Origin of the sequence: Absicoccus intestinalis (assembly GCF_033971885.1) — a bacterium.
Lineage (GTDB): Bacteria > Bacillota_I > Bacilli_A > Erysipelotrichales > Erysipelotrichaceae > Absicoccus > Absicoccus intestinalis.
In genome coordinates, this window is record NZ_JALBUS010000001.1 from 1 (window position 1) to 21953 (window position 21953).

Below are 21953 nucleotides of genomic sequence, written 5' to 3' on the forward strand. Positions count from 1 at the left end.
GTTTGGTTTCGTTTCAATTCTCTGGAAATCGTACTCGGACTTCTTCCAAGTTGCTTCGCTATTTCACGAATCGATACGTCAGAAGAAGCAAGTAAAGATATGACTGTTCTCTCATTTATGTTAAGATGGTTGTAGTTCATGGGATTCTCCTTGATAAATGTTTGTTTTCTCACTCACATTTTATCATTGAACCCATGGACTTTTTTAATTCTTATAGGCTGTTGCACTTATTATGATAATTTATCCATGAAAAAAAGCTGCCTTGGATAAGACAGCTTATACATTTTCAGATACGATCTTGGTATTTCTTACATTTCTGATTTTTTCGATCCATAAAGACAAACCAGCTTCAATTAAAAAAGCAACAAGAATACTATTTACTTGACCAATGCCAAAGGAAAGATAATTAGCCGCAATACCAAGTCCCCAAGCCAGGAAAGCTTGCCATTTGACTTGAGGGATCATTCCCCCATCTAGTGATGGATAGCCGTTTCGATATGTCACGAGATAATCGGCAATGAATACACCACCTAAAGCCGGGATGGTGGTGGCTAAAAAATTGATGAATTGACCAAAATAATTGTAGAATCCCAAGACTGCGCCTAAGGTGCCTAAGGCTCCAAAGCCGATGACCAGATACTTTCGATCGATCGATAAAGTATTTCCTAACGATAACGAACCGGAATAGACACATCCTTGAGCCGTCGACCAAATATTGAGGATCATGACAAGAAAAGCTGGAGCCAATAATCCTTGGGATGCCAATACATAGGTAATATCGGAATAGCCAGTGGCAATAGCACCAACTGCACCTAAAATGATCATTAAGGGATTGGCCAACATCATCGCTATAAACATGATGATCAAAGTCTGTTTCTTATTTTTCGCAAATCGTAAAACATCCGGGGTAAAAGAAACTGCGCCACATACAAAGGAGCCAATCGCAAGCGAAACCAAGGTATTGAAGGAAGCTGGATTTTTGGGTTGGATTGCAAATAAAGCATCCATTCCACCGGTACTTTTCACACTCAGAACAATGGATAGGATTCCAAAGATCAAGACCAATGGCACCGCAATATCACTAAGCTTTGACATCCAGGACATACCAAATAAGGCGGTCGTGGTCATCGCAATACCAGCCAATATGGCAATCGGAATAATGGGTAAAAAAGAAAATAAGGCATGAGAAGCTTGTCCAATCATATAGGCATCCACAGAAAACCATCCAATCAAGGTCACAACGATCATCAAAGAAATGATATGGGATCCTAAGGAACCAAATGCATAGCGGCAGAGCTTGCCAAACGTCAACCCAGTTTTTAAGGCAATCAGTCCCATAAAAGAACCGAGGATCAATAAGATCACACTGCCCACGGCCAATGCTTGTAACAAGGTCGCAAAATCGGTAGAAATTCCCATCGTACCGCCTACTTGCATACCGGTAACCACAAAGACGTAGCCAATCCAGACAACACAAATTTCTAAAAAACCTTTTCTTTGTGATAGGGGTACAGCTTGTTGGGTAAATTCCACATCTTTTTTCTCATCCATAGCATTCACTCTCCTTTCGAAAACAAAAAAAGCCATAAAATGAATTTTCATTTTATGACTTCTTTGCCTGCTTTTCTTTGGATATTTGCATATTAGCATACAAAAAATGAGTTGTATATGGATAGATTGTATGTATTTTTTATGGTTCTTTATAGATATTTTACCCATAATACTTTCTAAGATTCATGACATTCATAATTTCGCGACGAGCATTGAAATTATTGAGATCCACATCCAACAACACGGCAATCTTTTCCAATCTTTGAAGTAACGTATTTCGATGAATAAATAATTTTTGACTGGCTTTTGCCACATTAAAATTACATTCTTGATAGACATTCAACGTTTCAATCAAATCAATCGAATGATGTGTCTGATATTCTTGTAAAGGTGCTAAAAAATCCATGATATATTGTTTGATATTATGGTCATTATCAACATCATCCAATAATGTCAATAAACCGAGTTCATCATAAAAAAGAATCTGTTTTTCTTTTGTGACCATCAAATAACGCAATGCACGCAATGCTTGATAATAGCTATTTTGATACTTCATCAGATTTGTACAAACATCACCAATTCCAATATATACATCTTCTGTTGCTAGAAGACTTCGCAACTGATTTTTGAGTTGTTTCTTTTCGCAATAGGGATAAAACACGATAAGATGTTCATTTTGTTCTAGATACAAAATTCTTTTATCTTCACAAAAACGTTTCTTTAATGCATCATATCCTCCTTCCTTTTGAAAGACCATACATTGATGGGGACTCCGAAGATCATATCCATAATAATCGGTTTGTTGGAGAATCTGTCCGGGATTTACATTCGCAAATAAAATATTTCGCATGATATCCATGATGGTTGATTCTTTTCTTTCTTCGCGAACAATAAAGTCATAGACCGTATTTAAGATTGGACCAAATGGAACATCCCAAGAAAGTGTAAAAATGGGAAGTTGATATTGGTTGGCAAGATCAATGGCTTCTTGTGGAATCTTAGGTATAAAGGTTTGACTGATTTCAAAGGCGATGCATGCTGCATTGGCTTTGTTCGCATTTTCGATCACCTGCAACATATTTTCTTTTTGATCCAGGCCTAAGCCTACCCCATTGATCAATAGAAATTCACCGCCGCCCATCCAATCGGAAAAGTTCATCAATTGGGCAATATTGGGTCTGGTCACAATACGATAGAGTCCTTGTTTACCGGCCACTAATTCTAAATGGTTGTGCTTAAAAAAATCCAGATTCATGATATCTTCAACTGTAGCCATAGAAGACCCTCCTTTTTTGCATTGTATAATTTAACCATAATTTGTCAATGATAGATAGATACTTTATACATTGTCAAAGGGAAACTTTCCGATTATGCTAAAAACATCAAGACAAAGAAGTCATTTTCCAGCATGACTTCTTTTTTATTTTGAGGAGGGTAGAACATGAGTAAAAAATATTGGGAATGGCAACCATCGTTTTCGATTCGTTCCGAAGACACTGCTTTTTTGATCGTGGACATGCAAAAGGGATTTGTCGATGAAGGAAGTTGTTTAGAAGTACCTATGGCACGCACCCAAGTAAAGATAATTCGTGACTTTCAAAATTTTTGTCATCGATATCAAATTCCCGTTTATATGTCCGTCTTTGCGCAAGGACCAGACTATTGTTACGATTTTTATTGGCAAAAGAACAAAGAACGAGGTCTCATCAATGCCAAAGGCGAATATAAATTTAAGATTGGCAGTCCTGAATGTGAGATCACCGATGCCTTAGCACCCACCCTTTCCGATACGATATTTACCAAATATGGCTATGATTGCTTTGCTCATACGGATCTAGAAACTTGGTTAAAGAAGCAAAATATCAAAACGTTGATCATTTGTGGTACAGTCGTCAATTGGTGTGTGGACAGCACGATTCGCAGTGCCTATCACAAAGACTACAACGTCGTCGTAATGGCGGATGGAGTCAGCGGTTATGATCATGCCGGAGCAAGTGGACAACAATGGGTCGATATGGAATTGGATCTATTCGGTGAAGGGTTTGCGCGTGTACTTCAAGAAACGGATCTAAAAAAAGAGATCGAAGCAAATAAAAAGAAGGAGGAGGACTCCTTCTAATCGATGATTTCAATGGTCTTGATCTTTTGTTCTTGTTTCGGGCGATCCATCCAATCGGTTGGTACCGAAGCGATCGCATCCAATACATCAAACCCGCTCGTTAATTTGCCAAATGCGGCATATTGACCATCCAGATGAGGAGCATCTTGATGCATGATAAAAAATTGCGAACCAGCCGAATTGGGATCCATGGTCCGTGCCATTGACAATACTCCACGGGTATGTTTGAGATCGTTGTCAAATCCATTGGCACGAAATTCTCCCGGAATCGTATAGCCTGGACCACCCATTCCGCTTCCTTCAGGATCGCCACCTTGGATCATAAAGTCTTTGATGATGCGATGAAAGATCAAACCATCATAAAAATGCTTTTGGATCAAGTCAACAAAATTTTGTACTGTTTTTGGGGCGATGTCTGGATACATTTCAAATTCCATGATATCGCCATTTTCCATTGTGATTTTTCCATTAATTACATTCATATTTTTCTTTCCTTTCATTTAAATCGCTTACTACTTAATAACCAGATCAAAGATCCCACACAAAGAAGAACCGAGATCAAAGTTGGGAACCAAACATAAGGAAGTGGCAAGCGAACATTCATACCGTAGAAGGCATAAACAATATTGGGCAACGATAAGACAATGGTCACGATGGCCAATAATTTCATGACCTTGTTCATATTGTTCGAAATGATACTGTTGTATGTTTCTCTCATTTGCGACAAGATGCCGGAATAGATATTACACATCTCGTTGGCCTGATTCATTTCGATCATGACATCTTCCCATAATTCTTCGTCTTCTTCATATAATTTGATTTGTTTGCCTCGATGAATCCGATTCAATGTCGTTTCATCGGATTTTAAAGAAGTTGAAAAATACACCAAAGATTTTTCAAGTCCTAATAAGCGTAAGAGTCCATCGTTATCCAGATCTTCTTGTAGGTCTTGTTCCGTTTGGGTCGATAAACGATCAATTTGACGCAGACACATCAAGAAGCGTTGGGAAATATATAGACACAGCGTCAATAAAAAGCGGGTCTTTAAGCGCGTATCGACAAATTTACCCAAATGACGGCGTAAGGCATTGATGCTCCAGCTTTCATACAAAGAAATCGTAATGACATAGCCATGCATCAAGATCACCCCCAATGGGCAAGTGAAATATTCATTGGCTCCTGTATCGATGCCTTTCATGCTTGGATAGTCAATAATGACCAGGGTTTGTTCCAGATCATCATCATAATCGATATGGGATGATTCTTCCTCATCCAGACTGGATTGAACAAATTCAGGTAAGACACCGACATGATCGGTCAAAAACCGTTTTTCTTCCATGGATGGAGCCACGCAATTGATCCAACATCCTCGTTCTGGCATCTCTAATTGTTGGGTGCCTTCTTCTGTTGTTTTAAAGTATTCGATCACGATGGACTCCCTCCTTTCAAAAAAAAGAGCAAGGGCAAACCTTGCTTATTCTCTCAAATGCATAAGCCATGTTCTGTATATGCAGCCATTTATCTATATCTTTCGATATCCAGCCATCCTTTTGATTCATTCTGGCCGACTCCCCTACCAAATTTGGGTTTCTCGCTTGTGGGGTTTACCCGTTCCACCTCGAATGTTTCCATTCGAACTCGTCTCTGTGGCACTTTCAAACTTGTTTCCATAGTTTCCCTTAGGATCAAAGTTGCCGTCAATTGAACTGATTCAACTGCCTAGACTTATTGATTCATCTAGCACAAACACTACGATCATCTCAGATCGTGCGAGCATGGACTTTCCTCTAGCTATTGCCAGCGACTGCGGATTTAAGAGTTGAATTCATTTTATTGTTGTTCCACTTCTTTGGGTTGAGCAACAGCAGCTGGCTGTTCTTGTACAGGTTGTGGTTCCCCTTTTTCATGGGCTTGATGTTGCGCCGTATTGTTGTTTTTGCGTTTATTTTTTGGACCACGATAGCCGCTATTATAGCGATTGTTATGGAATACCGCTTGTTCCAAACGACTGATTCGTTTTAAGATATCCACTTGGTCACTATTGTTGGCAGCCACCATGCCACTCTTCATTTGATCGCGCAATTTACGATTGTCTGTATTTAATTCGACGATTTTCGCCTGCAACTCATTGATTTTTTGTTCATAACGAGTAATAGCTTGCGACAATTCCTCGATTTTTTCATCATATTCCTGATAATCTTCAATGACTTGATCCAAGAATTCATCAACTTCTGCTGGTGCATATCCTTTTAGGTCGACATGAAACTCTTTGGAATATACATCTTGAGCAGTTAAATTCAAGTTGTTTGCCATATATTCATTCCCCCAATACTAATACACATTATGCCTTTTTAAAGCTAAAAAATCAACCCACATTATTCGGATCGTAAGGCTTCGACCGGATCTTTTTTCGATGCGATTCGCGCTGGGATCAAACCGGCCAATACGGTCAATCCCAAACTGATCAAGATCAAGATCAAACCGCCTTGCCAAGGCAATCGCGCAATGTTGGCAATCTTTGTTTTCGAATAAACAATGGAACTGATTGGAAAATTCAACAATAGCGTGATCACGATGCCCATGATGCCTGAGGTCAAACCAATAATAAAGGTTTCCGCATTGAATACACGAGAGATGTCTCGTTTCGAAGCACCCATAGCGCGTAAAATACCAATTTCTTTGGTCCGTTCTAAGACTGAAATATAGGTGATGATACCAATCATGATGCTGGAAACGATCAAGGAAACACTCACAAAGCCTATCAAAACATAGCTAATCAGATCAATGACACTAGTGACGGATTTCATCATGGTACCGACCACATCATTATAGGTAATGACATTTTTGGTCTTTCCGACCTTCTTTTGTTGCTCATTGTACTTCGTGATCAGGACACTCACTTTTTCTTTCTGATCAAAACTGGATACATACAAATTGATGGAGCTTGGATCATCTGGATCCATATATCCTAATTTTTTCATATTGGCATCATACGTTGCGTTCGCATTTTCCGACATGGTTTGTGCATAGGCCAACATGTCCGATTGAGACAAACCTGCCATTGCGCTAATATCACGGCTTTGTTGGGTGCCAAATGCTTGGCCCGTAAATACATTGGTTTGTGGACTGTTTTTTTGTTCTTGATAAATTTGTGATTGTTCACATTGCTGTGCAACATATTTCTGCATGGCCGATGTATAGTAAACCCCACCATAGAATTGTTGATTCGCCGTTGATTTTTTCGGCCGAATAATGCCCACGACCTTCACTTCTTTGGATTTCGCAACAATCTCTTTTAATGCATTTTCATCTTGTGAAGCATCGATCCAAACGGCATTTCTTTTTTGATACAAATCGGTATTCAAGACCAATCGGAAGGAAGTATTCAATAATTCATCCTTCGTATAGGTTGGCATCGTTGTGGTTGGCATCTTATCGGTATTTCCGGCAATAAAATCCTGATAGGCATTGACCAGATCATCTTGATTCATCAAGCCTAAAGAATAAAGCGCATAATCACTAATTTCATTGTTTTGATCCACTGCCAAAACGACTTCATTTTCATTACTGGCCCATTTTCCCCCAATCAATTCGAATTCATCGTCTCGCAGCTTTTGACTATCGGGCAGTTTCATCCATACCGATTGGCCGGAGCTATTGCCACTCAATTGCGAAGTCGCCGATAACATTTCCGACATTCCCAAACGTTGCAACAAGCCATTCGGACTGACTTGAACTAAGCCCGATTGAGTCTTTTCATTGTAGACTTGTAAAGGCAGGTCATATTCATATTCAATCGCTTTGGTCGCTTTTTGAAAGGCTTTGCCATCCGCACTTTCCAAATAGGCCTTAAAGGCAGATAAATTGTTCTTTTTGGAACTGGATACCGAATCCAAGATATCCTTGACCATTGGCTGAGTATGAATTTTACCATCCTTGTTGGTCTTGGTCTTTTGCATATTCATCATGGTTGAAAGCATAACGGACATATCGGTCGAATAATCTTGGATCTCGATGGGATAACTGGACATGGTATCATTTTCTACGAGATCAATATAGAGTTGCATTCCATTGGATAACGATAAGACCAAAGCGATTCCAATGATCCCAATGCTACCGGCAAAAGCGGTCAATAAGGTCCTGGCTTTTTTGGTCATCAAATTGGTCATACTTAAGGCCAAGGCGGTTTTAAAAGACATGGAAGGACGTCGTTGATCATCCGCGTGGGGATGGATCTCGGTTTCATCCACCGGTTGGGAATCCGACTGTACTTGGCCATCAAACAAACGAATGATCCGGGTCGAATAATCTTGAGCCAAGGATGGATTATGTGTGACCATGATGACCAACTTATTTTTCGCAATTTCTTTTAACAGTTCCATGATCTGCACACTGGTTTCAGAATCCAAAGCGCCAGTTGGCTCATCGGCCAAAACAATATCTGGATCGTTGATCAAAGCTCGAGCAATGGCAACTCGTTGCATTTGGCCACCCGACAATTGGCTTGGCCGTTTATGGATCTGATCGGATAAGCCTACTTTTTCTAAGGCTTGAATGGCTCTTTCTTTTCTTTCTTTTTTTTCTACACCCGTCAGTGTCAAAGCCAATTCGACATTGGCCAAGACCGTTTGATGCATGATCAAATTATAACTTTGAAAGACAAAGCCAACATGATGGTTACGATAGGTATCCCAATCTTTTTCACTATACTCTTTGGTTGATTTTCCATTGATCACCAAATCACCCGATGTATAGTGGTCCAATCCGCCTAAGATATTAAGAAAAGTTGTCTTACCACAACCACTTGGGCCTAAAATCGACACGAATTCATTATCACGAAAGGTCAAGGATACATCCCGTAAGGCATGAACGACCTTGTCCCCACTTGGATAGTCTTTGATGATATGTTTGCATGTAAGCATAAGTTTCTCCTCTAATAAATTTTTTAATTATACCATTAATTTCAAAAATCAAAATATACAGATGGGCTTTACTATCTATATCATAACATGGCAAAGATTGAATGTTCGTTCGTTTTCAAGTATAATCAATCTGATGAGTACAATCAAATATCCAAACGGGACAAAACATGTCCAGATGGGTTCGACTTCGGATCATCATAGTGGTCGCGGTATGCGTTTAGAAAATGATCTAAATGATTCCAATGCCTATTATCGAACCGTTGATCGGGCTTTGATCTACAAAAAACCAACCCCTATTCAAGTGGTGCGAGTGGATTATCCCAGCCGAAATCGAGCAAAGATTGTCGAAGCGTATTATCGAACACCGTCAACAACGGATTATAACGGCGTATATCGAGGTCGATATATCGATTTTGAAGCCAAAGAAACCCGAAATAAAAAGAATTTTCCTTTATTTATGGTACATCCCCATCAAATTGAACATTTAAAAAAAGTGCATGTCCATGGGGGCATTGGTTTCTTTCTGATTCGATTTACTGCTTATGACTGTACGTATTTGGTTGATTCAGAAATCTTGATCCATGAAATTGAGACGATGGATCGGCGATCCATTCCTTATACCTGGTTTGAACAATATGGACATCCGATCCATGAAGGTTATCAACCTCGTCTTGATTATCTATCGATCGTAGATACACTCTATTTTAAGGAGGAAGGTCATTATGAAAAAACACAGAAGTAATGACACACAAACGCCGAAGAAAATGAGGCGGCGCCTAGATATATGGAATAAGATCGCGGTTGTGATCTTGACCTTATTCTTAGTTGGCTGTATTTCTGTTTTCTTTGTATTGGTCAATATCATCAATGATCCAGAAGGTATGCGCTTTAGTCAAGATGGCTTACAAGCCATGTCCAATTCCAGGATCTATGATACCAACGGCAAGATGATTTATGAATTTGGTTCTGAAATTCGTGATGATGTGAAATATAAAGATATCCCACAATCGGTCATTGATGCTTTCCTTTCGATCGAGGACTCTCGTTTCTTCGATCATAATGGATTTGATTTGCCACGATTCTTATCGGCGGCTATTACCGATTTACGATCGGGTGGATTTGCCCAAGGTGGTTCCACATTGACCATGCAGATGATCGATAACTCATTTACCAAAAACCAAGAAGACAAGATCATCAAAGAAAAAGGATCCCTGAGCAAATTTGACCAGGTCAAATTAAAAGTGCAAGAAATCTACTTATCTTTGATTGCGGAACAATCAGTCAGCAAAGAAAAAATCTTTGAATATTATGTCAATCGAATCTGGTTTGGTTCGGGAAATAATACGCGTGGTATCCAAAAAGCGGCTCAATACTACTTTGGCAAAGACATCCAGGATGTCAACTTGGAAGAGGCAGCTTTCTTGGCGGGTTGTATCAATGCACCGGGTCAGTACAATCCTTTAGCGAATAAGACCGATCCGGATACCGATCACTTGAAATCGGGTCAGAATCGACGAAATGCGACATTGGACCTGATGCTGGCACATGGATATATCTCCCAAACCGAGCATGATCTGGCTGTCAATACCAATTTGGCCTATGATCTAAAAGAAGAAGATACGACCTCGGATGCGGAAGATCCAAATGAAGCCTATATTGATATGGTCATTCAAGAAACACAAACCTTGACGGGACAAGATCCAGCCGTTATTCCGATGGATATTTATACGTCTTTGAATACCAGCGTACAAAAAGAAGCCGATAAGATTTGTAACGGTGAAGTCGTTACCTTCCCGAATTCGTATTTTGATGTCGGATTCAGCATCATTGATAACACCAATGGTGAGATCTTAGCGGTAGGACCTGGACGAACGTATCACACCGATTCGGTCAAGACCAACAACGCAACCGATCGAAAGCAGCCCGGATCTTCCATGAAGCCTTTATTGGCTTATTCTTCAACATTTGACTTATTGGGTTGGTCTACCGAACACACGGTCAATGACCAGAAGAAAGACTATTGGAAAAATGGTTCGTATGTATCCAACTCCGATGGTACCTTCTCCGGTAATATTTCGTTGGCGTATGCATTGGGTGTTTCCAAAAATACCACAGCGGCAGCTGCGATGTTGGATCTGATCGATGCCAAAGGCTACAACTACTGGATCAACTTCTGTAAGAAACTTGGCTATGACGATGATGTAGCGGAAGATTTCACGGAACAATATGCGATCGGTGGTGGCAGTATGTATGCCAGCCCTGTCCAACAAGCCAATGCGTATTCTATTTTTGCGAATAAAGGAAATCGTGTCGATGCTCATACGGTGCGCAATGCGATTCGTCGAACTGACAATAAAGAGTTCAAGACCAATGCGCAAACGACCAATGTCATTAGTGAAGATGCAGCCTTTATGATGAGTTTCTTATTGTATAAAGTCGTTCATGGCGGCTATCAAAACTTCAACGAAAAATTGACGAGTGATTATCCGGTATATGGTAAATCCGGTACTTCCGACTGGGGTACCAGTGGTTTAGCGTATGGCATTCCACAAGGTTCAATTCGTGATGAATGGTCGCTTGGATATACATCGCAATTTACGATTGCGACGTGGTCGGGTTACCCGCGTAAATATGAGCAACAAGGCTACTACATTCCAACATCACAAGTAAGTGGTTTTACCCAGGCTTTTGATATTTCGCATTATATGTTAGATTATTGTAAAAAATATGGAACCTATAAGAGCATCCCACAAACGCCAGGGGTAACGAAATATGGTTCAGGATGGATCGAAACCAAATATGCTTCCCAAGGAGATAAAGGAGCCACAGCGAATGATCCGACTTCTTCGAGTTCTTCTTCGTCGTCGAGTTCATCTTCCAATGAGGAATCGAGCAGTAGTTCATCGACCCAGTCGCAACAATCAACAACGACAGAAACACAAGATAACAACAATACCTATACCGAAGAAAATGGTTCTGGTGAAGTGACCGATGATACCAATGATCAAACCGATTATAGTAATTATGGTGGCTTCTTCTTCACCAATAAAAAATCGTTGTTCAATCTCTTTGATTGGCTATAAAAAATGACCACGTAGCATGCTACGTGGTCTTTATTTATTGTTTATCTTGTAAAGCAGCATAGACTTTTTGAAAAAGAATCGCAAAGCCATAGGTCGTAATAAAATAGAAGATCCAATTGTGTGTCAGTATGCCGAGAAAGCCACCAACAAACACACATAAACAAATCCAAATGGAGGGTTTCACATACTTGGGCATCTTATTCTCCATCCACATACGTAATGATTTCGGATACTTCTTTTCGTTTCGGTGCGGTTGGATGTATATCCGGAATACCTAAGGCAATGACACTGGTGATGATCTCATCCGCAGGAATTTGGCATTGTTCACGTAGAATTTGTTCATCACGAATTCCCATGACGATTGTTCCAAAACCCATATCATACGCTTTTAACAATAGATTTTCAGTAGCTAGACCATTATCATAGAAGCCCCAGCCATTCCCTACTTCATTATCTGGTGAGCCATTTTGCATAAAGCCAGATCGATCTTTCTTAAATGTCATCACAAATAGAGCCGCCGCATGAATGGTATGATGAGCATTTCGTTCGGGCAGACCCGCACGAATCTTATTCATGCCTTCTTCACTTGTGGCAACATAATATCGAGCTGTTTGTGAATTCTTCCAAGAAGGGGCCATTTGACTCGCATGGACCAATTCTTCCATTTGATCTTTTGTGATCGAACCTGGTTTAAATTTACGAATACTTCTTCGTTGTTCTAATACATCTTTTGTATTCATGTTCGTTCCTCCTGCATTCATTCAACCACGCTATGAAAAAAAAAACAAGTTTGACATCATCCCCATCCTATAGAAAAAGACGGTGTAACTACACCGCCTTGATCACATTTATTTTGAAGTTCGCAATACATAATTGACTTTACTTTCGGCACCTTCTGGTTTACCGGCAAAGTTATCGTTTTCTTGCGTTAATTCTTTGATGTCATTGAAGACATTCGTTAATTTTTGAACTTCTTCATCGGTCAAATCGGCCATTTCTTCCAATGGTTTCATGGCTTCTTCATTGAATTGTTGCTCACCCGAATACAATTGAGAGGCACCATCATTCAATTGCGTAAAGGCCGAATCCAATTGTGTCAATCCTGAAGCCATTTCTTGAAGTTTGCCTTGTTGGCTGGCTAATTGACTGGTTCCAGAAGTTAATTGATCAGCGCCATTATTCAATGCGGAACTATTGGCGTTCAATTGATCAATACCACCATTCAATTGGTCGATACCGCTCTTGGATTGACTTTGTAGTTGTGATAAACCGCCATCCAATTGTTTGATACCTGCCACCAATTGTTGCGAACCCGCATGTAGCTTTTTAATTCCAGTTGATAATTGGTTCAAGTCCAATTTTGTATTGGTATTTTTCAATAAAGCCGACATTTGATCCAAACCTTTTTGGCTGGTCGCAATGTCTTTCTTCAGATCCGTTAAGGTATCATTGGAATCAGAAATTGTCGATTGCATGCCACTCATGGTCTTACTTAAGGTTGTAAATAAGGTATTCAAATTATCAAAATCCGATTTGATCTTGCTTAAGTTATCTAAGGTCTGCAAGTTTAGATCATCGGCACTAATATGATCGATCGTTCTAATCGTAGCCGACGATGCTTGGGCGGATTGTAAAGCCGTGATCTGCGCATTGATCTGCGCTTTGGCATTTTCATCATCCGTATTGGCTGCTGCGTTTTGTAAAGCCGTGATCGAACTGCTATAGGCTGTATTGATACTTGTATTGGCCGCATTGATCTGCGTATTGGTTGCATCGATCTTGGCATTGATCGAATCCACCGTGCTATTGATCTTGGTTTGATCACCTTGTAGGATTTGTTGATCGGTACCGAGTTGGGTCAATACATCGGTGGCCAAACTAGATAATTGTTGTTGCGCTGCTTGCAACCCTGCCATGCTTTGTTGGGCCTTGGCCAAGTTCTCATCCAATGTCTTCAATTGTTCTTGGTCATTGGAAACCATCTTATCCATGGCGGATAATTGTTGGTTGGCTGTATTCAATTGTTGTTGTAGCTTGCTGATTTGATCCGGATCGATCTGACTATCCATTTGTGCTAAGCCAGCTTCCAATTGTTCGGCTCCCGAAAGCAAGGTTTGTGGACTGTTACCAGAAACACCGGCTTGAACTTGCGCCACCCCATTTGGAATGCCATATAACTGATTGGCACCAGCTTTTAGCACACTGACACCATTGGTATATTGATGAATGCCACTAGCCATCGTTTGGGCGCCATCATTCAATGTTCCCAAGGCACTGCTTAATTCCAACACACTGCCTGAAGCACTGGTCAATGGAGCGGCTTGACTCTTTAATTGGGTCGTTCCTGCATACAATTGTTGCGCACCACTTTCCAATTGATCGGAAGCCGATACGATTTGCGAAATATCACCAGCTAAATCAGGAATATTGCTTGTCGTCAATTCCTTTAGATCAAAATCACTGGAAATACCAATCATGATATCGCCTAAGTCAAAGTTTTCCACATCGGCTTCAATCGTACAGTCATCACTGGCTTTTAATTGATTGACAACTTTATCCAAACCGGCACTTTCCAATGTATCGGCTAGGCCTGGAACACTGGCAAAGGCCAATACTTGGTTGGATCCATCATTCATGACTTTACCACTGGAACAAGTGACATTGGAATAATTTCCGGTTTTTAGATTCAAGATTCCACCGGCTAAATAGCCTGGATGAACGATTACACCATCGGATGTTGTTTTAGAAATCAAGTTGGTGAAGTGAACATTGATCTTCATATGGCCAGATTTGCCTTCCATTTGTTTGGCACTCATCGTTTTGCCATCCATCGAATAGGTAATGTTGACTTTGACTGGCAAAGCTTTATTGGTGGATCCTTGATAATAGACATCATCGCCTTTGGCATTCCATGTATAGGTATTGCCATTTTTGATTGGATCTTCATCCGTCTTGATATTTTCGACATGTTTCAGATCCAGATCTTCTTTGATGTTATGGATGCCATCCCCATCGTGTAACCAACTCGATACAATGGTACTCGATACGGTTCCATCTGGATTCACAACGGCATATACGGTTTCTGTTTTCTGGGTTGGGTTCGCATCGGTATTACTTTCAGCAAAAACCGGAGCTGTAAACATACTACCTGCCATCGTGGCACTGACCAAACAAGCCCCCAATGCTTTTAATGTCTCCTTGCGGATTCCTCTATTCTTCGTCTTCACTTGAGATCCTTCCTTCCTCTACTTGACCTACTGGCCATCCTTTCGTCGTTTTTTCAATAAATTTATGACATAACAATAATAATGATGGTAATACAAATAAGATACAAACTACACTGATCAAAGCCCCACGTGCCAACAACAAGCACATGCTTCGCAATAGATCCATCTTCGCAAAAATACTTACACCAATACATGCGGCAAAGAAACTAAAGCCCGATGTCAAAATCGATGTACATGTATGCTTGATGGAGGATCCAATCGCATGTTTGACATGTTTTCCCTTGGTCAATTCTTCTCTAAATCGCGATGTCATCAAAATGGCATAATCCACGGTAGCTCCCAATTGAATCGTACCAATGACGATACCCGCAATAAATGGCAAGACCGTACCGGTAAAGTATGGAATACCCATATTAATGTTGATCGCATATTCGATCGTTGCGACCAGAATGATAGGTAAGGCAAAGGATTTAAAGGTAAAGACAATGATCACAAAGATCAAAATAATGGATACAATGTTGACCATTTGGAAGTCAATATTCGTGATATTGATCAAATCATCTTCCAATTTACCTTCGCCACCGATCACGGCTTTTTTATCATATTTATGAATGATCGTATCGATCGCATTCAATTGTTTGGTTTGTTTGCTGGTAGCAGGTCGATAATCGCTATTGACGATCAAGAGTCGTTTGCCACCATTGTTCAAGATGTCTTTCACGGCTTGTGGTTCAAAGGAAGATGGTACGCCAGGACCGACAAATTCTTCATAGGCCAAGACATTGGTGATGCCATCCACTTTCTTGATTTCTTTACAAATCTTTTGCACATCGCGGGTCTTGACGGAATCATCCACTAAGACGAAATGGGTCGTTGTCATATCAAAGTCTTTTTTCAATTGATTGGTGCCAATGACCGATTTAAACGATTGTGGCATATTGGCAACCAAATCATAGTACGATTGCGTATGTGCTTGCGCATAGACCATTGGTGCAAAGGAAAGGAAGAAAACCGCTAAAATGGCTTTATGATGATTGATGATCCAAGCGGGTAATTTCACCATTGGACGAATCAATACTTTATGTTTCTTCTTTTCGATTTGTTTATCGAAGATCATCAACAAGCTTGGTAATACCACGATCGTTGAAATAACACCCAAAATAACACCTTTGGCCATGACCAAACCAATATCGCGGCCCAATGTCAATCGCATGGCACACAAAGCCATAAAACCAGCAATGGTCGTGATTGAAGAAGAACTGATCGAAACAAAAGTGGCTTGAATAGCCTTGCTCATGGCTTCTTCATTATCACCTGGATGTCGTAGTTTTTCTTCTTGGTAACGATGCAACAAGAAGATGGAATAGTCCATCGTAACAGCCAATTGTAAGACCATGGCCAAGGCTTTGGTGATATAGGAAATTTCACCGAAGATGATGTTGGTACCAAAGTTATATACAATCGGGAACGCAATCCCTAACATAAATACAAAAGGTGCAAAGTTGCTTTCCAAACCAAGCCACAAGACACAAAGAACCAGCACAACAGCTACCGCTGAATAGATTGGCATCGAATGATCTAGATCTTCCTTGATATCTTCGGACATGGCCGACATACCACCTAAGAAACAATCCTTATCCGCTACTTTTTTGATGTTGGCAATCGCATTCATCGTTCGTGTCGATGAGGTTCCCTCATCAAAAGTGATGATCATCATGGTTGAACCCTTATCCGAATACAACATTTTTTGTAAGCTATCCGGAATGGCTTCTTTTGGAATCGTGACATCTAAGACATCATCACGCCAATATACTTTTTTTACACCGTCAATCTTTTTGATCTCATTTTTCAATTTGACGACATCTCGATCTTTCATGCCATTGACGACAAGTTCATCCACACTGGCTAGATCAAAATCATCGCCAAGGATCTTTTGTGCCTGCATGGATTCAACATCACTTGGCAAATACGATAATAAATCATAATTGACACGTGTGTTCAGATATCCAAATATACTTGGAATCAGTAAAATAATCGCCAGAATCAGAATCTGGTTACGAAATTTTACAATGAATCTGGATAATTTTTCCATATCGCTTCCCCCGTTTTCGTTGAATAGTATAGAGCTACTTTGACCATGAGTCAATTTTTATATCCACTTTTTAGACAATTTTGGACATATAACTAAAATAATTGACCAATGGTTCAGGTTTCTTTATAATACGTGTGACGAAGGTGAAGAAATGAAATCCAAAATTTTGGAAAATAAGAAACAAAAAGAAAATAAATTATTGAAAAGTGCATTTGATTTATTCACAACAAGAGACATCGATACGGTCACCATTTCGGAAATTGCCCGGCATGCCGGTGTCGCCAAAGGAACTTTTTATTTATATTTTAAAGATAAAGATCAAATTCGAAATATCTTGATTTCACGAGAATCGCGGCGAATTTTCTTAAATGCCCAAAAAGCACTGGAAGAAAATGACATTCGTGGTTTTGAAGATGCCATTATCTTTATGATCAATCATATCCTCATGGAATTGAAAAAAAATCGTTCCATCTTGGCTTTCATTGAAAAGAATCTTTCCTGGGGCATCTTTTCAGATTATGTTCAAAATGCATTTGCAGATGATGAATTGCATATAAAGAATGATTTTATTCAGTTAGCCAAAAAAAACCACTACCAGTTTAAAGATCCAGAAGTGGTCATGTATATTATCATTGATATGGTAGGAAGTACTTGTTATTCCAGTATCATCAACAACAAGCCTCTTCCCATTGATCAATATAAACCCTATTTATTTGATGCCGTACGCGCTATCTTGCGTACCGGCAAAACTAACGAAAAATAATATAAATCAGATAGACGACATAGATGACGACAAACAAAGCCCCTTTGGCACGCGTCATCTGGTCGTCTTTTTTGGCAATCCAAAGGGTAAAACAAGCCACGACAACTAAGATCCAGGCATCCATGATATTTTCTGTTAAAGCCGCAATCGGCGATAAAACACTGGAAACACCCAAAATAAAAATGATATTCAAGATATTCGAGCCAATGGCATTTCCTAAAGAAAGGCCGCTCTCCCCTTTTCGGGCCGCTACAATACTGGTCATCAATTCTGGCAAAGATGTACCAATCGAAACAATGGTCAAACCAATCAAGGTATCCGACAAGCCCAAGAGTTGCGCAATTTTGGTTGCATTATCGACAACCAGATTTCCACCCAAGATAATAGCAGCAATGCCTACAACGATATAAACGATGCTCATCGGTGCACTTAACGTTTTAGCATTCTCTTCTTGGGTTCGATTTTGCATGGCACTCCTAATCAAAGTGCCAATATACATAACCAATAACACCAATAGGATCAAGCCTTCCCAGCGATCCAAATACCCATTGATACTGACAAAAACAGCTAATAAAAACGATACAAACAAATTGATCTTCAAATCCCGACGAACAATATCTTTATCCATGATAAATGGTGTGATCAAAGCCGATGCACCCACAACGACCAACGTATTAAAGATATCTGAACCCACCACATTGGATATAGCCAATTCGTTGTTGCCAACCAAGCCAGCCGTAATGGAAACCGAAGCTTCTGGTAAGCTTGTCCCCAGCGCCACAATGGTCAAACCAATAATGACCGATGGCACCTTTAACATCCGTGCCACCGATGAAGATCCATCCACAAACCAATCGGCACCCTTCACCAAACAAAGCATACCAACGATCAATAACAAGATAGTCATAATTTCACCTCAATATGTATTTAGTGTAGCATAAAAATCATCAATAAAATGGTTGCAATAAAAAAATGGTCATGGTATCATAGAAAAGCACTAAGCAGATGCCTCCATAGCTCAGCGGTAGAGCGTCCGGCTGTTAACCGGCAGGTCATAAGTTCGAATCTTATTGGAGGCGCCACTTTTATTTTAGTGCCTCCATAGCTCAGCGGTAGAGCGTCCGGCTGTTAACCGGCAGGTCATAAGTTCGAATCTTATTGGAGGCGCCAGTATGATCAATAAACATCTCAGATTTTCATGGGATGTTTTTTATTACATATAACAATTACAAAAAGGTGCAACTCAATTGTCGCACCTTTATACCGATCTTGTTTGTTGTTCATCATAATTCAATTATACAAAATCAATTTGATCCCTTTTCTGCCGTTAACTTTTGATACATTTTCATCAATTCACTAACAACCTCAGACTCCGACATATCATAATGAAATCCATATGCATCCATGACAGCTTTATCATTTTCTTGATGAGCTTTCACAAGTTCTGGATACATCCATTCGTTATCTGGATCATACATCTCCGCTAATGAACTATTCGGATATAAGGAACGAGCATCAAGTATAGCCTGTGCAGTATGCTCAATTTTAGATTTCTGCTCTTCGGACGGAGTAGGCCATGGAAAGTTATTATAGACATTTTTAACCGAATATCTATAATCAGACTTCAATCTTCCCGCAACAACACGCATCCAATTATTATGAATAGATGATGCTAATACCCCAAACATTAATAAACTAGCATCCGGCACAATAATATTAGCATCACTCGCAATAGTATGGTAATCCATATAACCAATAGGTATATATTCCCGTCTTTCTGAAGAAACACGAGGAATAATCAAGTAATTAGATTTTGGCTGCCGTATTTCTCCAAATAACCAGGGAGTACTAGCCAATTTTTTGGTTGCTATTCTATCACTACTCTTTCTAATTTCTTTTACCATTTGAACTCTATTATAAATTGGAGGTATTGCTTTAATTTCAAAGGTTTCAATATCTGTAAGCCACAAACAATATCTTATTTTGTTGTGCAAAAATTCTTCAGATCCAACTATTGGTTTAAACATTTTCTTTGAATCTGGATATTTTTTTGTTATTTCAAGCATCTCATTCTCAGAATAGTTGCTTAATAATCCTTTATCATTAGGCATACTCCCAAAACTCGCTTTGCTAACATTACACAAGGGAATTGATTTATTTTCGATAAATACATCTGGTGCATCCATAAGATATCCATTTATATTTTCTGCATATTGATATTTTTCACCGGTAAAAATACGTTTTTTTCTACTATTAACAGCAACACTAAAGCCGATAATAACACAATGAACATGTGCTTTTATATGCGCTTCACTATCCCATCGAAATGTACGATAAGCAAAATCGAAATGTAATCCTTTTTCAAAAAGCGGTTTCCATAAATTTGCTACTGCTTCACCCTGCGTAACAGAATTCGTAGAAACCAACGCTCCACGAATATTAGTTTCAGCCATCATTTCCATTGATTTTTTGTACCAGCAGGAAACATAGTCTAAATTTCCAACATGCTTCCATTTCTTTCCAAAAATACTAAGAACATCATTCTTTTGATCAACTGACATTAATCTGGCACCAATAAATGGTGGATTTCCCATAATGTAATTTAGTTCACTTGCTGGTATCACGTCATTCCAATCCATTCTTAAAGCATTACTTTCAATGATGTTTGCATTGGTTTTCAATGGTAAGAATTCATAATCTGTCATCATGATCAGTGATGTTTCATCCATCATTTGAGATTCTGCTATCCATAATGCTGTTTTGGCAACAGTGACTGCAAAATCATTAATTTCAATTCCATAAAATTGATCAATATTTACTTTAATAGGATTAAAATCTTCTTCAGACGCATATAAATCAAATTGATTTTTATTAATGATTGAAATAATTTTATTTTCCAATTTTCGCAAGCATAAATACGTTTCGGTCAAAAAGTTACCGCTGCCTGCTGCTGGGTCCAAAAAATATAAAGATGCCAATTTGTTCTGAAATTCTCGTAGGTGTGCATTACGTATTTTTTCACGTTTGATTTGCATGATTTGATTGAATTCATCTTTCAAATCATCTAAAAATAAAGGATCAATGACTTTATGTATGTTTTCAATCGATGTATAATGCATACCACCTTTTCGTCGTGTTTCTGGATTCAATGTTGATTCAAAGACTGCCCCAAAGATCGTTGGACTAATATCTGACCAATCAAACTCATCTGATGCTTGATCTAACAGCATAGTCCTTAATTCATCTGTGAATGGAGGTATCAATACGTTTTCATCCGCAAACAAGCCCCCATTTACATAGGGAAATGCTTTAAGCTGTTCTGACAAATACGGATCTCTCTCTTCATTTTTTGTATTTAATACCTTAAATAAGGTTTTAAGTGCCTCTCGTATATTTTCTGCCGAATATTGAGAAAGATAGTCATGAAATTGATTTTTCTTTTCAAATAATCCTGCATCTTCGGCATATAAACAAAACACAAGTCGTACACATAACTTATTTAAATGCTCATACATTATTTTTTCGTCAAGAGGTGCCAATTTATATTGTTCTAACAAGGAGTCATAGAGTTTACCAACCAATTCACCAGCTTTTATTGATAATTCTTGTTCCTTAATCAAATGATGGTTTGTTTGTGAAACAAGAAAATTCATTTGATAGGCTTGTTTTGACAATTCACTTAATTCGATATGCAATGGATCTTTTTCTGGCACTGATTTATCCATGTCATAGATATAAAATTCTTTAAAATTACATGTAATGATCCATCTTGGTTTTTCCGATAATTTTAGATCATCACTGTATTGCTTTGCTTGCTGATATGCATTTAGATATAGTCCACTCGATTGTCTGATTGGTTTTAATAGATCTTTTGCGATATCTTTCTGTTCGATCATGACTAATGTACTAGAAATATAACCATCAATAAAATTGGTTGTATTCGTATGCGAATTCTTTACTCTTTTTTCAAAACTAATATATTCGGTAGGTTGTTTTATATCATAAACATTCTGTAATAAATCAATCCAAAATGATTGATTATCCGATTTTTCATTTCCTCTACCAGTCCATCTGTCTGCAAATTCTTTTGCTTTTCTTTTTTGTTCTCTATCATTCATGCGAAATTTTCCTTACTATGTAATTATTATAGCAAATGTTGGTATCGATAAAACATCATACAGAACACCAGCTTTTTA

At 39.0% G+C, this 21953-nt stretch carries 17 protein-coding genes, 2 tRNA genes and 1 other RNA gene; 6 read left to right on the plus strand and 14 right to left on the minus strand.

The features are described from left to right. From MOZ64_RS00005 to MOZ64_RS00015, 3 genes are all read right to left on the minus strand, one after another. Window positions 1-140: helix-turn-helix domain-containing protein (locus MOZ64_RS00005; protein ID WP_320324782.1), on the minus strand; the 140-nt coding region annotated here is incomplete at its 3' end. Between the two features lie 136 nt (window positions 141-276). Then, window positions 277-1551 (minus strand): cytosine permease, encoded by a 1275-nt coding sequence (locus MOZ64_RS00010; RefSeq protein ID WP_320324576.1) that lies wholly within the window; start codon window positions 1549-1551, stop codon window positions 277-279. Window positions 1552-1711: 160 nt separating this feature from the next. Then, window positions 1712-2827: a PucR family transcriptional regulator gene (locus tag MOZ64_RS00015; protein ID WP_320324577.1), complete on the minus strand. Its 1116-nt coding sequence runs from the start codon at window positions 2825-2827 to the stop codon at window positions 1712-1714. A 165-nt stretch (window positions 2828-2992) separates the two neighbouring features. Between MOZ64_RS00015 and MOZ64_RS00020 the strand changes: the two genes are divergently transcribed. Beyond that, on the plus strand, window positions 2993-3670 hold the full coding sequence (locus MOZ64_RS00020) for a cysteine hydrolase family protein (RefSeq protein ID WP_173447112.1): 678 nt from the start codon (window positions 2993-2995) through the stop codon (window positions 3668-3670). Here the strand turns inward: MOZ64_RS00020 and MOZ64_RS00025 are convergent. From MOZ64_RS00025 to MOZ64_RS00045, 5 genes are all read right to left on the minus strand, one after another. Continuing rightward, on the minus strand, window positions 3667-4152 hold the full coding sequence (locus MOZ64_RS00025) for a peptidylprolyl isomerase (protein WP_320324578.1): 486 nt from the start codon (window positions 4150-4152) through the stop codon (window positions 3667-3669). The genes MOZ64_RS00020 and MOZ64_RS00025 overlap by 4 nt on opposite strands. 14 nt (window positions 4153-4166) lie before the next feature. Beyond that, a complete protein-coding gene (locus MOZ64_RS00030; protein ID WP_320324579.1) occupies window positions 4167-5099 on the minus strand; it encodes a magnesium transporter CorA family protein in 933 nt (310 codons plus the stop codon). A gap of 56 nt (window positions 5100-5155) precedes the next feature. Next, window positions 5156-5486, minus strand: an RNA gene (gene rnpB / locus MOZ64_RS00035) — RNase P RNA component class B. A 14-nt stretch (window positions 5487-5500) separates the two neighbouring features. Next, window positions 5501-5983, minus strand: coding sequence for a DivIVA domain-containing protein (locus MOZ64_RS00040; RefSeq protein ID WP_320324580.1), 483 nt, complete (start codon window positions 5981-5983; stop codon window positions 5501-5503). Between the two features lie 62 nt (window positions 5984-6045). Continuing rightward, window positions 6046-8592 (minus strand): ABC transporter ATP-binding protein/permease, encoded by a 2547-nt coding sequence (locus MOZ64_RS00045; protein WP_320324581.1) that lies wholly within the window; start codon window positions 8590-8592, stop codon window positions 6046-6048. A 133-nt stretch (window positions 8593-8725) separates the two neighbouring features. Between MOZ64_RS00045 and recU the strand changes: the two genes are divergently transcribed. Both recU and MOZ64_RS00055 read left to right on the plus strand, forming a co-directional pair. After that, window positions 8726-9334, plus strand: a complete 609-nt coding sequence (gene recU / locus MOZ64_RS00050) for a Holliday junction resolvase RecU (RefSeq protein ID WP_320324582.1) — start codon at window positions 8726-8728, stop codon at window positions 9332-9334. Continuing rightward, window positions 9315-11675, plus strand: coding sequence for a transglycosylase domain-containing protein (locus MOZ64_RS00055; protein WP_320324583.1), 2361 nt, complete (start codon window positions 9315-9317; stop codon window positions 11673-11675). The genes recU and MOZ64_RS00055 overlap by 20 nt, the downstream gene beginning before the upstream one ends. 34 nt (window positions 11676-11709) lie before the next feature. Here MOZ64_RS00055 and MOZ64_RS00060 read toward each other — a convergent pair whose 3' ends face one another. From MOZ64_RS00060 to MOZ64_RS00075, 4 genes are all read right to left on the minus strand, one after another. After that, a complete protein-coding gene (locus tag MOZ64_RS00060) occupies window positions 11710-11871 on the minus strand; it encodes a hypothetical protein (RefSeq protein WP_173447119.1) in 162 nt (53 codons plus the stop codon). A gap of 1 nt (window position 11872) precedes the next feature. Continuing rightward, on the minus strand, window positions 11873-12415 hold the full coding sequence (locus MOZ64_RS00065) for a nitroreductase family protein (protein WP_320324584.1): 543 nt from the start codon (window positions 12413-12415) through the stop codon (window positions 11873-11875). 108 nt (window positions 12416-12523) lie between these two features. Then, the gene (locus MOZ64_RS00070; RefSeq protein WP_320324585.1) at window positions 12524-14902 is read right to left on the minus strand and encodes a coiled-coil domain-containing protein; all 2379 of its coding nucleotides are present in this window, start codon (window positions 14900-14902) and stop codon (window positions 12524-12526) included. Further along, window positions 14886-16994 (minus strand): efflux RND transporter permease subunit, encoded by a 2109-nt coding sequence (locus tag MOZ64_RS00075; protein ID WP_320324586.1) that lies wholly within the window; start codon window positions 16992-16994, stop codon window positions 14886-14888. The genes MOZ64_RS00070 and MOZ64_RS00075 overlap by 17 nt, the downstream gene beginning before the upstream one ends. Window positions 16995-17145: 151 nt before the next feature. Here MOZ64_RS00075 and MOZ64_RS00080 point away from each other — a divergent pair, with 151 nt between their 5' ends. After that, a complete protein-coding gene (locus tag MOZ64_RS00080; RefSeq protein ID WP_320324587.1) occupies window positions 17146-17757 on the plus strand; it encodes a TetR/AcrR family transcriptional regulator in 612 nt (203 codons plus the stop codon). On the opposite strand, the gene MOZ64_RS00085 is transcribed toward MOZ64_RS00080, so the two are convergent. Continuing rightward, on the minus strand, window positions 17744-18664 hold the full coding sequence (locus MOZ64_RS00085) for a calcium/sodium antiporter (protein ID WP_320324588.1): 921 nt from the start codon (window positions 18662-18664) through the stop codon (window positions 17744-17746). The genes MOZ64_RS00080 and MOZ64_RS00085 overlap by 14 nt on opposite strands. A gap of 100 nt (window positions 18665-18764) precedes the next feature. On the opposite strand from MOZ64_RS00085, the gene MOZ64_RS00090 reads away from it, so the two are divergent. Together MOZ64_RS00090 and MOZ64_RS00095 are read left to right on the plus strand one after the other, a co-directional pair. Beyond that, a tRNA-Asn gene (locus tag MOZ64_RS00090) sits at window positions 18765-18839 on the plus strand. A gap of 13 nt (window positions 18840-18852) precedes the next feature. Continuing rightward, window positions 18853-18927 (plus strand) — tRNA-Asn (locus tag MOZ64_RS00095). Window positions 18928-19061: 134 nt separating this feature from the next. On the opposite strand, the gene MOZ64_RS00100 is transcribed toward MOZ64_RS00095, so the two are convergent. After that, window positions 19062-21875, minus strand: a complete 2814-nt coding sequence (locus MOZ64_RS00100; protein ID WP_320324589.1) for a DNA methyltransferase — start codon at window positions 21873-21875, stop codon at window positions 19062-19064. Window positions 21876-21953: the final 78 nt, after the last annotated feature.